General features: G+C 70.9%; 11 protein-coding genes. 4 read left to right on the forward strand and 7 right to left on the reverse strand.

Translation table 11 applies throughout. The annotated features are described in order from the left end of the window. The 3 genes from R9X44_RS21960 to R9X44_RS21970 are packed head-to-tail and all read right to left on the reverse strand — an operon-like array spanning position 1 to position 5,429. Positions 1-3,510, reverse strand: coding sequence for a serine/threonine-protein kinase (locus R9X44_RS21960; protein ID WP_319816122.1), 3,510 nt, complete (start codon positions 3,508-3,510; stop codon positions 1-3). Positions 3,511-3,567: 57 nt separating this feature from the next. Next, positions 3,568-4,050, reverse strand: coding sequence for a helix-turn-helix domain-containing protein (locus R9X44_RS21965; protein ID WP_319816123.1), 483 nt, complete (start codon positions 4,048-4,050; stop codon positions 3,568-3,570). 56 nt (positions 4,051-4,106) lie between these two features. Then, entirely contained in the window at positions 4,107-5,429 is a 1,323-nt protein-coding gene (locus tag R9X44_RS21970; protein ID WP_319816124.1) for a cytochrome P450, read from the reverse strand. 125 nt (positions 5,430-5,554) lie between these two features. Between R9X44_RS21970 and R9X44_RS21975 the strand changes: the two genes are divergently transcribed. Next, positions 5,555-6,205 carry a TetR/AcrR family transcriptional regulator gene (locus tag R9X44_RS21975; protein ID WP_319816125.1) on the forward strand — a complete coding sequence of 217 codons (651 nt, stop codon included), beginning with the start codon at positions 5,555-5,557 and terminating at the stop codon, positions 6,203-6,205. On the opposite strand, the gene R9X44_RS21980 is transcribed toward R9X44_RS21975, so the two are convergent. Then, a complete protein-coding gene (locus R9X44_RS21980) occupies positions 6,198-7,724 on the reverse strand; it encodes a hypothetical protein (RefSeq protein WP_319816126.1) in 1,527 nt (508 codons plus the stop codon). The genes R9X44_RS21975 and R9X44_RS21980 overlap by 8 nt on opposite strands. 68 nt (positions 7,725-7,792) lie before the next feature. Then, the gene (gene soxR / locus R9X44_RS21985; RefSeq protein ID WP_319816127.1) at positions 7,793-8,290 is read right to left on the reverse strand and encodes a redox-sensitive transcriptional activator SoxR; all 498 of its coding nucleotides are present in this window, start codon (positions 8,288-8,290) and stop codon (positions 7,793-7,795) included. Between the two features lie 58 nt (positions 8,291-8,348). Between soxR and R9X44_RS21990 the strand changes: the two genes are divergently transcribed. Next, positions 8,349-9,767, forward strand: coding sequence for an MFS transporter (locus R9X44_RS21990; protein WP_319816128.1), 1,419 nt, complete (start codon positions 8,349-8,351; stop codon positions 9,765-9,767). Then, positions 9,764-10,750, forward strand: a complete 987-nt coding sequence (locus tag R9X44_RS21995) for an alcohol dehydrogenase catalytic domain-containing protein (protein ID WP_319816129.1) — start codon at positions 9,764-9,766, stop codon at positions 10,748-10,750. Before R9X44_RS21990 ends, R9X44_RS21995 begins: the two co-directional genes overlap by 4 nt. Positions 10,751-11,072: 322 nt before the next feature. On the opposite strand, the gene R9X44_RS22000 is transcribed toward R9X44_RS21995, so the two are convergent. Next, complete coding sequence (locus tag R9X44_RS22000) at positions 11,073-11,546, reverse strand: hypothetical protein (protein ID WP_319816130.1); 474 nt, start codon at positions 11,544-11,546, stop codon at positions 11,073-11,075. 24 nt (positions 11,547-11,570) lie between these two features. Further along, a complete protein-coding gene (locus R9X44_RS22005; RefSeq protein WP_319816131.1) occupies positions 11,571-12,770 on the reverse strand; it encodes an FG-GAP and VCBS repeat-containing protein in 1,200 nt (399 codons plus the stop codon). 219 nt (positions 12,771-12,989) lie between these two features. Between R9X44_RS22005 and R9X44_RS22010 the strand changes: the two genes are divergently transcribed. Then, positions 12,990-13,601 carry an ATP-dependent Clp protease proteolytic subunit gene (locus R9X44_RS22010; RefSeq protein WP_319816132.1) on the forward strand — a complete coding sequence of 204 codons (612 nt, stop codon included), beginning with the start codon at positions 12,990-12,992 and terminating at the stop codon, positions 13,599-13,601. Position 13,602 lies beyond the last annotated feature (1 nt).

Consider the following 13,602-nt stretch of genomic DNA (forward strand, 5'->3'; position numbering starts at 1 on the left):
TTAGCAGGTGGGGCGGTAGGGGAGGGTGGGGAGGTGGGTGCGCCATTCGGTGGGGGTTAGGGCGGGGGTTTGGGTGCAGAGGGCGGTGTGGAGGAGGGCGGGGGAGATGAGGTGGGTGCGGAGGCGGCCTTCGGGGTCGGTGGTGAGGAGGTGGGTGGCGTCGGGGGTGAAGGCCAGGGAGGTGGCTTGGCTGATGGTGGCGTAGGCGGGTGGGACGTAGTAGCCGGGTAGGGGGATGCCGAGGGGGCGTTTGCGGGCGGGGTCGTAGAGGCGGATGCGGGCGGTGCCGTCGGAGACGGCGAGGAGTCCGTTCGGGGAGAAGGCCATGGTGGCGGGGCCCGTGCCGATGGCGGCGCTGTCGCCGGGAGTGAGGGTCTCGGCGTTCCAGAAGCGGACGGTGTCCTCCTCGGCGGAGGCGACGACGCCGTCACGGCTCATGGCGCGTGCGGAGTACAGGTCGGAGGGCTCGACGAGGCGTTCGCCGGTCGCGGTCTCCACGACGCCCTGGTCCCCCGCCGACACGACGGTCTTGCCGTCCGGGGAGAACAGCACCTTGGGGTCGCCGGTGAGGTTGAACCCCGAGCCGAGGAACTTCTCCGTCGGGACGCCCCTGGAGGTCGCGCGGAGCGTCCCGGTGGGCACGTCCCAGAGGTCGAGGACGGTGGGGCCGTCGTCGTAGGTGAGGGTGGCGAGGGTGCGGCCGTCCGGGGAGAAGGCGAGCGGCTGTTCCCTGACGAACCGGCGGCCTGTCGCGATCGTGCGCAGCTTCTGACCGGTGCGCGCGTCCCACAGGTCGAGGCGGCCGTCGCGGCGCGCGTCGGCGAGCAGGCCGCCGTCGTGGGACAGGGCGTAGACGGGGCCGTCCAGCGCGCCGATCGGGAGCGAGAGCCGCTTCTGGCGCGTCTGGGGGTCGTACACGTCGAGCGTCTCGTATGCCTGGACGACGACGGTCCGCCCGTCCCCGCTGAGCAGGGCCTCGGTCCCGTACTCGAGGTCGGAGAGCCGGACGGGCTCCTGGACGGCGTGCAGCGACATGACGTTCACGCGCATGCGTGCGTCGACGCAGCGCAGGGTCGTGCCGTCGGGCCCGAAGACGCGTGAGCGGCAGCCGTCGGACGGGTAACGCAGCGCCGGGGTGTCGGACTTCAGGTCGAGGTCCCATACGGAGTCCCCGATAGACAGGTACCTGCTATCGGGGCTGAAGGCGATGAACCCGGACGCCTTCATCTTGGGGATCGTCCGGGTGTCTATCTTGTTCTCTTCCCAGCGGATGATCCTCAGCGTCTTGTCCTCCTGCGCGACGGCGAGGATCTTGCCGTCCGGGCTTGCGACGACATCGCTGACGGACTCCTTGCCGAGGTCCATACGCGGCAGCTTGACGCGTTCGCCTGTGACGGCGTTCCATGCCTCCACTGACGTGCCCCTGGCCCCGACGAGGTTGCCCGCGCGGGTGAAGGACGCGACGTTGAAGTGGTACGGCCGGTCGAGCACCGTCTTGCCCGTAACGGTGTCCCGGACGAGGGTGCGATCGCGCTGGACGGACAGCATCCGGGTGCCGTCCTCGTTGAGCTCGACGTACGGCTCGGGCACCTTGAACGTCGTCGGACGGGATCGCCCTGTGGCCACGTCATAGAACTCCACAAGGCCGTCGTCGTGAAGGACGGACACGACCTTGCCGTCCCCGCTCAGCGACACGCTCTCCCTGTCGTGGCCGATCGGCTGCCCTTGGACAGGGAACGAGACGGTGACCTTCCGCGCGTCTATGTCGAGGATCTCGACGCCGTTCTGCGACGCGTAAGCCAGCAGCCTGCCATCGGAGCTGTAGGACGTGCCCCGAAGTGTGTCGAAGCCGGGTGGCGCGAAGGAATCCCGCTCCCACTGGTGGTACAGGGTGATGAGGGCGCTGTGGGCCTCGAACGAGTCGGGGGCCAGCGCCCCGGCCGCGATGGCGAGCTTCCGCGCCGTCACCGGGTCCACCCTGCGCATCGAGATGGCGGCGTTGGCGAGCTGGGTGCCGACCGCCTCGTCCCGCTGGAGGGAGACCGTGATGTTGCGTTCCGCAAGGTCGCGGCCCTGGATGACGGCCACTGCGGCCGTCCCGGTGGAGATCAGGAGCAGGACGCCGAGGGCCGCGCTCAGAAGGCCCCGGTTGCGGGCGCGGCGGCGCGCACCCGTGACGGAGCCGTCAAGGTAGGCCCGTTCCAGCAGCGAAAGGGTGAGGTGGCGGCGGCCCGCGACGGTGCCGGTGACGGCCTCGTCCAAGGCCGCGCCCTGAAGCAGGTCTCCCGGCCTGCGGCCGTGCTGGTCCCACCGCAGGGCCGCGTCGGCGAGCCCCTGGTGGGCGGCCAGGGCGGGGCCTTCTTCCGCGGTCCAGACGCGCAGCCGTGGCCAGGCGCGTACGAGGGCGGGGGTGGCGAGCCCGTAGAGGTCGCCGTCTTGGACGACAAGACCCGCTGACGTCATTGCGGCCAAGGCCCGGTCGAGGGCGGCCGGGGACGTCTCGACGTCCTGGAACGCGGCGCGCGGGAGGGCGCGGAACGTCTCGGGGACGCCGCCGACCATCCGCAGCAGGACGCGCGGGACGGCCGCACGCGCCTCGGGGTCGAGCGCGCTGTACATGTGCTCGGCCTGGTCGCCGAGGCTCGGCGCGGGAGCCGGGGCGGGCAGTGAGGCCGCGGCCTTCTGCCCGGCTTCGAGCGCGCCCCCTTCCCTTGTGCCTTCGCCGATGAGTCCGTCGAGGAGTCTGCGCGCGCTGGGCCGTCTCTCCGGGTCCCGGTCAAGGGCGCTGTCCACGAGCGGGCGCAAGGCTGGCGGCAGAGGGGTGAGGTCAGGTTCCGCGTTGAGGACGCCGTGGATGATCGACGGAATGCTGTCGCCCGCTACGAGAGGCTGTCCTGTGGCCGCGTAGAGGATGATGGCTCCCCACGCCCACACGTCCACGGCCTCTGTGGCCCGCTCTCCGCGGAACAGCTCCGGGGCCATCCAACGCGGGGTGCCTTTGAGCCCGGTGGCGCTGCGGGACATCTCCTCGGTACGGGCGATGCCGAAGTCGATGACACGGGGGCCGTCAGGTCCGAGGAGCACGTTGGCGGGCTTGAGGTCGCGGTGGACGACACCCGCCGCGTGGATCGCAGTGAGGGCGGTGGCCATGCCGACGCCGAGGCGGCGCAGGGCGTCGGGCGTGAACGGGCCGTCGTTCTCCACCCGGCTCTGGAGGTCGGGTCCCGGGACGAACTCGCTGACGAGGTACGGCGGCGTGTTGTCGAGGTCGGCTTCGACCACACGGGCGGTGCAGAAGGACGCGACCTTCTCCAGCGCCGCCACCTCTTTGCGCAGGTGGACCCGGTCCGCGCCGCTCATGGCCGACGCGTGCAACGCCTTGACGGCCACTCGGACGCCGTCGGCGTCGTAGCCGACGTACACGACGCCCTGTCCCCCTTCGCCGAGCCTCCCGGCGAGCCAGTAGGGTCCGAGCCGCCTTGGGTCGGCGGGGAGCAGGGGTGCGACCACAGCGGGCCTCTTCTCTGACGGCGGGGGGACCGATCTCAGATGAACAGCAATGTCTTTCTAGCGCGCCCCACCCGCGGTGACGCCGAGGACGCGTGCCTGCAAGGCGGCCATGGACTCGTGCATCTCACGCCGGTGTGCGACCGCCACAGGTCCCGCCGCGTAGATCTCCACAAGGCAGACCCGCGCGTACGGCAGCTCCTCCTCCAGCATCCGGAAGTACGCGTCGAGGGCGTGTTCGGTGCGGGCGAGCGCGTCGCCGCCGTCGCCGAACTCCGCGACGGCGTCGGCGATCCGGGTCCGCAGGATCTCGTTGGCGCGGTCGAGCGCGGCCAGGAAGCAGTCGGCCTTGGAGGAGAACAGACGGTAGAACGTCAGGCGCGACACGCCCGAGCGCCTGAGCACGTCCTCGACGGACGTCGCCGCGTAGCCCTTCTCGGCCATCGCCTCGGCCATCGCGCGGCACAGCCGCTCGCGCTGGAGCCGCGCCACCTCCTGCGCGGGCAGCGCGTTGCGGCCCCTGGGCAGCCCTCGCGTCGGCATCCCGCCAGCGTAGGACAGGAGGTGCCCCGGCGGGCGTGCCCGCCGGAGCGGGGCGCTCAGGACGCGGGAGCGGTGAACGTGCAGGGCAGCCGCTTGATGCCGTTGATGAAGCCGGACTGGAGCCGGTCGGGCTCGCCGGACGCGCGCAGGTCGGGCAGCCGGGTGAACAGCTCGCGGTACATCAGCGTGATCTCGCGGCGGGCGAGGTTCGCGCCGAGGCAGTAGTGCGGGCCGGGGCCGCCGAACGCGATGTGCGGGTTGGGCGAGCGGGTGATGTCGAAGGACTCGGGGTCGGTGAAGACCGTTTCGTCCCGGTTCGCCGACGGGTAGTAGAGCGTCACCCGGTCTCCGGCGCGGAACGTGTGGCCGTTCAGCTCGTAGTCACGGGTGAGGTTGCGGCGCATGAAGATCACCGGGCTGGCGTAGCGGATGATCTCGTCGACCGCGCCCGCGATGTGCCCGTCGAAGTCCTCGAGCAGGAGAGCGCGCTGGTCGGGGTGGTCGGTGAGCAGCTTGAGGCCGTGCGCGATGGCGTTGCGCGTCGTCTCGTTGCCCGCGACGACGAGGAGCAGGAAGAACGCGCCGAACTCCTGCGGGCTGAGCTTCTCGCCGTCGACGTTGGCGTTGACCAGGGCTGACGTGAGGTCGCCGGTCGGGTTCTTCACCCGCTCGCGGCCGAGGCGCGCGGCGAGCCTGTGCAGCCGCCATCCGGCCAGCGACATGGTGCCGAGCGTGCGCAGCATCCCGAGGGTGCTCATCTTCCCCGCGCCCGAGCTGTAGTCGACCTCCGCGCCGATGTACTCGGGGTCGGTGTACCCGACGGTGATGTTCGTCCACTTGACGACCTGCGCGTGGTATTTCTGCGGAATGCCGAGCATGTCGCAGATGACCTCGACGGGCAGGCGCACCGCGACCTTCGCGACGAAGTCGCCGGGGCCCGACGCGATGAGCTCGTCGACGATCCGCTTCGCGCGCCCGGCGATGTCGTCCTCGGCCTTGGACAGCATCCGGGGGCTGAAGGCGCGGGAGACGACGCGGCGGATCTTGGCGTGCCGCGGGTCGTCCATGTCGATCATGGACTTGAAGTAACGTTCCACGATCCGGGGCAGATCGGTCGGGCTCGTGGCGGTCGGCTCGCTGCTGAAGACCTCGGGGTTGCGGCTCGCCTCGGCGACGTCGGCGTGCCTGACGAGCGCGTATGAGCCGGGGCTCTGCCCGACGATCGGCATGCGCGGCAGGGTGAACAGGCGCGGCTCAGGCGTGGCCCGCAGCACCCGGAATGCCTCGGCGCGCTCGTCGAGCGGCCGCCTCCAGAACCTCAGATCGGCGAGGTTGATGTCCTCGAGAGCTAGTTTGCCCGCAGCGTTGTCCGTGGTCACCGAGACCGCCCTCCTCGACGTGCGCACCCGCTGTGCGATTTCTGGTGATGGGGCACACCAGAAATTCTGGTGCTAACGATGACCAGAATTTCGGGGGCCGTCAAGGGGTGCGGCAGAATCAGACCGTGACGTCCCAGCACCGCACCCGCCCCTACCGGGGGGTCCCCGCCGAGGAACGCCGCGCGCAGCGCCGCGCGGCGCTGATGGAGGCCGGGCTCGAACTGCTCGGCACCCGCGGCTGGGCGGCCACGACAGTGCGCGGCGTCTGCTCCCTGGCCGGCCTCAACGACCGGTACTTCTACGAGAACTTCGCCGACCGCGACACGCTGCTGCTCGCAATCGTCGACGAGCAGGCCGCGCTCGGCACCGCGCGCATCCTCGAGGCCGCCGAGGACGTGACCGCGCACCTGCCCGAGCTGGCCAGGGCGTCGGTGACGGCCACGGTCGACTTCCTCACCTCCGACCCGCGCCTGGCGCACGTCCTCGGCCACGAGTTCCCCGCGAACCCGCTGCTCCAGCAGCGGCGCGGCGAGATCATCGAGAACCTCGCGACACTGTTCGCGAAACGGACCCGGTACCTGCTGGGCGAAACGCCTCTTTCGGACACCGATCTCGCGCTGACGTCGTTCACCCTGACGTCAGGTCTGTGGGACCTCATAGCGGCCTGGCTGCGCGGCGACGTGCCCATCGACCGCGATCACCTCATCGATTACACCGTCGCGCTTCTGCTCACCGTGACGGACCTCGCGGCACCCCTTCACAAGCGGCTCACCTAAGGGCGACGGCCCGTCCTACGAGGTAGGACGTGGCAACGCCTGCGGCGGCCAGGAGGATGGTCAGCAGGGCGGCGATCCTCAGCCCGTCGAGGGCGCCGGACGCCCACACCACCAAGGGCAGGGGCGCGAGCAGGGCCGACAGGACCGCGACGCCGCCGCAGGACAAGACACGTCGGCCGTCCGGGAAGGTGGAGGCCGCCACGAGCAGCAGGACGACGCCGATGATGAGCATGACGATGGAAAGCGGACCCGCCAGGAGGACGAGCAGATCCATCGAGTTCAGGGTGAGGCCGAGGGCCGCGCCCAGGACGGTGAGCGGTACCCCCCAGTAGAGGGCGCGGCCCGAGAGGAGTCCCGCTCCGAGGGCCAAGGCGAAGACCAGCAGGCCGGTGTAGACGGCACGGGTGCCGTACGCCCCTACGTCGGTCGCGTCGGGAACCCGCCATTCGGCCATGGGAGCGACCCGCCCATCGACGATCTTGGGAAACCCCGCCCTGTGCCACTCGCCTTGGGCGTTCCGCAGGGTGAGGCCGTCGCCGCCGTTGGCGACAAGGACGACGTGTCCGCCCGCGACCTCCTGTACGGCGAGGCCGATGCTCTCGATCCGGGGGTCGAGTCCTCTGTTGAAGGACTGGCGACGCAGGAAGTCGGTCCTGCCTTCGGAGACTTCCCAGGCGGTCCGCCAGGTGCGTCCGTCGTCGGTCTCCTGTACCGCGAGCCTTCCGGGGACCACGCGGTAGCAGTGGGTCGGCTGGGAGGGGAGGCACGCGCTGGGCTGGCCGTATGGCACCTCCGGAACGGGCGGAAGCGGGGTCGCGGGAGGCGAGGGTGGGGTGGGCGTGGCGTAGGTGGGCGTCGGGGACGGCGTCGTCGGGACGGGCTCGGGGTCGATCCGCTCCCACGTCAGGCCGCCGTCACGGGAAGCGAAGTCGTAGCCTTCGCTGAAGAACAGGCGGCCGTCCTCCACCCAGACGTCACGCACCGAGCGCTCGGCCGGAGCGGACGTCGCGGCTGTCGCGAGCACCGCCAAGGGGACCACCACGAGCACCCTCACGAACCGCACCCAGCGCGCGCCGGGGCCGCTCCCCCGGGTGCGGACATGGACGGCCCAGCTCACCGCGAGCGCGGGCAGCGCCAGGAGGTCGCCGGGGTCGGCGAGGATCACCGACGGGCCCGAGACCGCGCTCCACACCGCCGAGGCTCCCGCCGCGCCCACAGACGTCGTCTTCACCAGGGCGAAGCCAACTCCTGTAGCGAGGACGGACAAGGCCGCGGCCCGCTCCCCCGCCCATCCGAGCGCCGCCAGGGCCACCGCGAGGAGCGCGGGCGCGAACACCAGCCCGGCGAAGTCACTGAGCTTGCCCGTGAGCAGGCCGGTAAAGGCGGGCTTCAGCAGGTGGTCGTTGACGGCGAGCACGACCACCGCGAGCAGCGTCACTGGATGTCCGAGCCAAGCGAGCGCCGCCCCTTGCGGCGTCGTCCGTCCGGTCGAGGGCATCCTCGCGCGCATGGGGGGCATGCCCGTCCACACTACGCGCGGGCACTACGGCCCGATAGGGCTCGCCCGGAGGGAAGATCGCGCGGGGCTCAGGCGGTCTCGCAGCCGGTGGGCAGGCACTCGGACGCCTTCACCGGAGGAGCCGAAGGCCATCTGACGGGCCCGGGGCCGTGGGCGGCGAGGACGTCCTCCGGGTTGTTCAACGCGCAGGACGCGAGGCTGAGGCAGCCGCAGCCGATGCAGTCGTCGAGGGTGTCGCGCAGGGCCACGAGGGCGGCTATCCGGGCGTCAAGGCGCTCGCGCCACCCCGCCGAGAGCGCGGACCAGTCTTCCGGGGTGGGGGTGCGGCCGGAAGGCAGGGAGTCGAGGGCCTCGCGGATCTCCGACAGGGAGACCCCGAGCCGTTGGGAGGTGCGGATGAAGGCGAGCCGCCGAAGGGTGGTGCGGTGGTAACGCCGCTGGTTGCCCGCGGTCCGCTCGGCGGTGATCAGGCCCTCCCGCTCGTAGAAGTGCAGCGCGGAGACCGGGACTCCGCTTCGCCGTGAGGCTTCTCCCACGGTCAGCGTGCCCCGCTCGCGTTCGCCCACGTCGCCTCCCCTTCGCCCAGCTTGACCTCAACCGAGGTTCAAGTTCTACCTTCACCGCATGAGTTCCTTCAAACGGTCCGGTTCCCTCCGAGAAACGGCTAAGCCGACAAAACAGGCGGGCGTCCTCCGGGGCAAGTTCCTCTGGGTGACGATCGGGTCGTGCGCGCTCGTGTTCCTCGCCGCGTTCGAGAGCGTCGCGGTGACCGCCGTCATGCCCGCGGTGAGCGCCGAACTCGACGGGGCGCGCTGGTACTCGCTCGCGTTCGCCGGGCCGCTCGCGACCGGCGTGATCGGGATGGTCACGGCGGGCCTGTGGGCCGACCGGAGCGGCCCGACCGTCCCGCTGTACACCTCGGTCGCACTGTTCTGCGCGGGCCTGGTCGGCTGCGGGCTCGCGCCCTCGATGGAGGTGCTCGTCGCCGGGAGGCTGCTCCAGGGGCTGGGCGGCGGGGCGATCACCGTCGCGCTGTATGTGGTGGTCGGTCGGCTTTACCCGGAGAACCTGCAGCCGAAGCTGTTCGCCGGATTCGCTGCGGTCTGGATCTTCCCCGCGCTGGTCGGGCCCGCGATCGCGGGGGGCGTCATCGACCTGTTCGGCTGGGAGTGGGTGTTCCTCGGCGTCGTCGGGCTCGTCGCGGTGGCGATGCTCATGGTCGTGCCCGCGCTGCGCGGATCAGGCCCTCAGACGGCCCAGAAGGCGTCGGCGCATGGTTTCGGGCTCCTGGGGTGGGCGACGCTCGCCGCGGCCGGCGTGCTCGCGCTGAACCTCTTCGGCGGGCTTCCCCGGGTCGGCGCGGTGATCTCCGCGGTCGCGATCGCGGTGGCGCTCGTCGCGGTCCGGCCGCTGCTGCCGCGCGGCACCCTCGTCGCGCGCGGCGGCCTCCCTGCCGTCATCCTCACCCGCGGGCTCGTCTCGGCCGCGTTCTTCGGCGGTGACGTCTACCTGCCGTACCTGCTCACCGAGAGGTACGGCTTCGCTCCCGCGCTCGCCGGCCTGAGCCTGACCGTCGGCGGCCTCACCTGGGCGGGCGCGTCGGCCGTCCAGGGCAGGCTGGGCGAGCGGATGACCCACCAGGCAGGGGTGCGGATCGGATCGGCGCTCGTCTTCGGGTCGCTGGCGGCGGTCCTTGCCGCCGAGGCGCTGACGCTGCCCGCCGCCGCCGCGATCGCTGCCTGGGGCGTCGGCGGCGCGGGAATGGGCCTGATGTACCCCCGGCTGAGCACCCTGACGCTCAGCCTCTCCTCGCCCGCCGAGCGCGGCTTCAACTCCTCGGCACTTGCCATCGCCGACTCCCTGGGCGGCGCCCTCGCGCTCGCGCTCGGCGGGCTTCTCTTCTCGGCCGCCTACGGCGGCTTCACCGGGGTGTTCGCGCTCAGCGCCGCGGTCGGCCTCGCCGCCGTCCTGATCGCGCCGAGGACGAACGCCCCCGCCGAACACCCGGCATCCGACAACCGAAACATGGAGGTGGCAGCGTGAAAGCGATCGTGCAGCGGGAGTTCGGACCCGCCGACGTCCTTGTCCTGGAAGAGACCGAACGGCCGGAGCCCGGTCCAGGGCAGGTGCTGGTGAAGGTGCGCGCGGCGGGCGTCCACGCCGTCGACGCCTCCATCCGCGAAGGCCAGGGGCCGCCTACGCTCCCGCCCCCTCGGCTGCCCATGACGCCGGGACGCGAGGTCTCCGGGACGGTCGAGGCGGTCGGCCCGGACGTCGCGGGGAAGTGGACGGGCAAGCGGATCGTGGCCCACGTCGGGTTCCTCAGCGGAGGGTACGCCGAATACGCGCTCGCGCCTGCGGCGTCCCTGCACGAGCTGCCCGATGGGGTGTCGTACGCCTCGGCGGTGGCCGCGATAGGCACCGGACGTACCGCGCAGCTCGCCCGTGCGAAGGTCTCCTCCGGGCCGGAAGACACCGTCATCGTGACGGGCGCGTCAGGCGGGCTCGGTAACCAGCTTGCTTACCTGGCGCTCGCGGCGGGTTCCCGTGCCGTCGCCCTGTACGGCGGAGACGCGAAGAGGGAGGCCGTCGCCGAGATCTCCGCGAAGGACGGGAGCCGTCCTGTGCTCGTCGACACGTCGGCCGAGGACTGGGTGGAAAGGCTCCGCGAAGCCGTCGGGGAGAAGGGCGCGACGGTCGTCTACGACGGTGTTGGCGGGCCCGTAGCGCGCGCGTGCTTCGAGGCATTGGGACGGGGCGGAAGCCACCTCGTGTACGGGTGGTCCAGCGGCACCCCGATAGAGGCGACCGCCCAGGAGATCATCGAGCGCGGCGTTACGCTCGGCAGCCCCCTCGGCGCGCCCATCGCGGAGATGCGCGCACTGGAGACCCTCGCGTTGGAGGCCGTGGAGCGCGGCGACGTCTTCCCGGCCGTGACGGAGTTCCCGTTGGCCGACGCCGCCGCCGCGCACCTGGCGATCGAGACCAGGACGTCACGCGGCAAGGTCGTGCTCGTCCCGGGCTGACGCCCCCGGCCTACCAGCCTCGCGAAGGGCGTCCGGGCGACCCCGTACGCCGGCGGAAGGTTCCCCAGGAGAGCTCCTCGGCCTCCTGGGGAAGGGTCATGTCCTCTACCGGCGTCGGGACCGCCCCAGCGGCCTCGTCCGGCGTCCGTTCCTGTGCCACCGCGCGCTCCTCAGCTTCCGATGGGCCTGTGACCAGCAAGGACGTACCCGCGTCCTGCCGTACTCGCCCATCGGACCCCGAAAAGCGGCGGCGCGCCAGACCCCGCGCCGGGCCGCATCGCGCCACCGCGCCGCGCTTCGAGGCGGGGTCAGCCGGAGGGCGTCAGTTGAAGCAGTGCTGCTTCTTGTGCACGAGGCCCATCTCGTAGACCTTCTTGTCGGGGCCGAACAGGAACCAGTACTGGGCCTTCTTGTTGCCCGGAGCCGGCGTGTAGGCGACGTTCGGGCCCTGCTTAAGCTTCGGGTAAGCCTTCTTGGCGGCCTTCCACGTGGAGCCGATGCCGATGTTCTTGGGGGTCTTCATGGACTTCGCCGCGAAGATGGCGATGACGCCGTACTTGCTGGACAGGTAACCGCTCGCGGCTTTCGGCTTCTTGAACGCGAAGGTGGTGCAGCCCGCGCCCGAGCTGCCCGTGATCTTGATCATGCCGGTCTTGAGGGCCTTCGACTTGCTCTGCCCGATCTTGAGCTTGCCGTAGCCGAAGGAGGTCAGCTTCGGCGCGGCGGCCGAGGCGGGCGGCGCGGGAACGACGAGGAGCAGGTAGGACGCCACGAGCGCGGCGAGTGCTCTACGCACGACGAGTGCCTTTCTGGGAGGTGGTCAGGGCCGGAGCACCTGCCCGAAGGACGACCCGGTCAAGCCGAACGTCTTCGGAGTGAGCCGCGTCGGACGGCTCGCGGTGATCACACCCTTGACGTTGCGCAGCATATAGACGCGGCCCTTGCCCTCAGCAGGTGATCCGATCAACAGCTCCGGCTTACGGTCACCGGACACGTCGGCAAGGGAGACCGCAGAGCCGAAGCCCGGCCATTCCTGCGCTCCACCGCCGACGCCTTTGCGGGTGTACAACTTCGCGCCCTTCGTGGTGAGCCCCTTCTTCGCCCCGTACAGGACCCGTATCTGGCCGTTGAGGCGGGAGCCCACGACGACGTCGTCACGGCCGTCCCGGTTGACGTCGCCCACGGTGAAAGAACTGTCCGAACCCCACGCCCCGCCGGGTACGCCCGGAGAAGAGCCCTTCAGGACCTGCGGCTTGGCGAAGCCGCCCGGGACGCCCAGGCTGACGCGCAAGGCTCCCCTGACCCTTGTGAGCAGGTCGGTGCGGCCGTCCCCGTTGATGTCGGCGGCGAGCGTCAAGCGGTTCTGGGCGAGGTCGGTCAGGGCGACGGGCTCGGCCATCCCGTCGGGGCCTCCCGCGTACAGCAGGGGAACCCAGCGGAGGTTGGTGATGACGACGTCGTCGACTCCGTCGCCCGTGAAGTCGGCGACCTCGGGCTGGACGGACTGGTGGGAAACCTTCGTGAGCACGGGCGGCGTGCCGGGGGGCGCGCCGGAGAAGACGCCGAAGCGGTTGCCCGCGAAGAACAGGAGGTCGGGGCGGCCATCCGCGTCGACGTCTCCGGCGTCCACCTCGAAGACGTTGGTGGTTCCCGTCGAGAGGAAGTCCGCGTCCTTGCGCAGACCCTTCGCGGAGCCGTGGTGGACGTGGATGCCGCCGTCGTCCGGGTCGGCGATGGCGAGGTCGGCGTAGCCGTCGGCGTCGAAGTCCGCGGAGGCGAGGTCGATGCTTGAGCGTCCGTACAGGACCTGCTTGCGGCCCGCCTTGGCGTACCGGATCGCGACGACCCCTTGCCGGCCGCCCTTCTTCTTCAGCTGCGGGCCCGGGATGACGACGTCGGGACGGCGGTCGCCGTCGAAGTCGTAGGGCGCGGCAGGGGACGCCGCGTAAGCCGGGCCGGGAAGCGCGACGAGTAGGGACGAGGCGGCTACCAAGGCAAGTGACAAGGGAATGGGACGCACGGACGCCGCCCTTCGAGCCGACCGGTACAGGGGTACGACCCGTTGGACGCCGGCTCGCGAGCGGAAGTTCGCGACGGACCGGACCGCGCCGTGCGCCCCCGGATCCGGGGGCGCACAGAAAATCTGCCGTCGGCAGAGATGGCTTTCCGCGCCTTTCCCCACTGCCTATCTTCGAGAACGGGGGCCGCGAAACCCGGACTCCCGGAAAGGGGAAAGAAAATGCGCGACGCCGTGGAAGGGATCGTCGGCGGGATCGACGACCAGCTCACCGCACGCCTGCTCTACCAGCGCATCGTGGTGCTCGGGGCCGAGGTGGAAGACAGGATAGCCAATAGGATCTGCGCCCAGCTCTTGCTGCTCTCGGCCGAGGATCCGCGCCGCGACATCAGCCTGTACATCAATTCCCCGGGCGGTTCGGTCAGCGCGGGACTCGCCATTTACGACACCATGCGCCTCATTCCGAACGACGTCAGCACGCTGGCGCTCGGCCTCGCCGGAAGCATGGGCCAGTTCCTGCTCAGCTCGGGGACCCCGGGCAAGCGCTACTGCCTGCCGCACGCCCAGATCCTCATGCACCAGGGCTCGGCGGGCTTCGGCGGGACCGCCGCCGACGTCGAGATCTACGCGGGCCAGCTCGAGCGCATCGGCACCCTGCTCACCAGGCTCACCGCCGAGCAGACCGGCAGGCCCTTCGAGACCGTCGAGCTCGACAGCAGACGCGACCGCTGGTTCGACGCCGAGGAGGCCCGCGCGTACGGCCTCGTCGACCACGTGGTCGAGCGGATGGACGACATCCGTCCCGCACCCCTCGCGCACCGGACGGGGCTGTGAC

The organism is Actinocorallia sp. A-T 12471 (assembly GCF_033875155.1).
In the GTDB taxonomy this organism is placed as follows: Bacteria; Actinomycetota; Actinomycetes; order Streptosporangiales; family Streptosporangiaceae; genus Actinocorallia.

Bases quoted from the DNA above. Each gene is read 5' to 3' on its own strand.
- R9X44_RS21980 (WP_319816126.1), bottom strand. From the start codon at position 7,724: ATGCCCCCCATGCGCGCGAGGATGCCCTCGACCGGACGGACGACGCCG.
- R9X44_RS22010 (WP_319816132.1), top strand. From the start codon at position 12,990: ATGCGCGACGCCGTGGAAGGGATCGTCGGCGGGATCGACGACCAGCTC.
- R9X44_RS21990 (WP_319816128.1), top strand. From the start codon at position 8,349: ATGAGTTCCTTCAAACGGTCCGGTTCCCTCCGAGAAACGGCTAAGCCG.
- R9X44_RS21965 (WP_319816123.1), bottom strand. From the start codon at position 4,050: ATGCCGACGCGAGGGCTGCCCAGGGGCCGCAACGCGCTGCCCGCGCAG.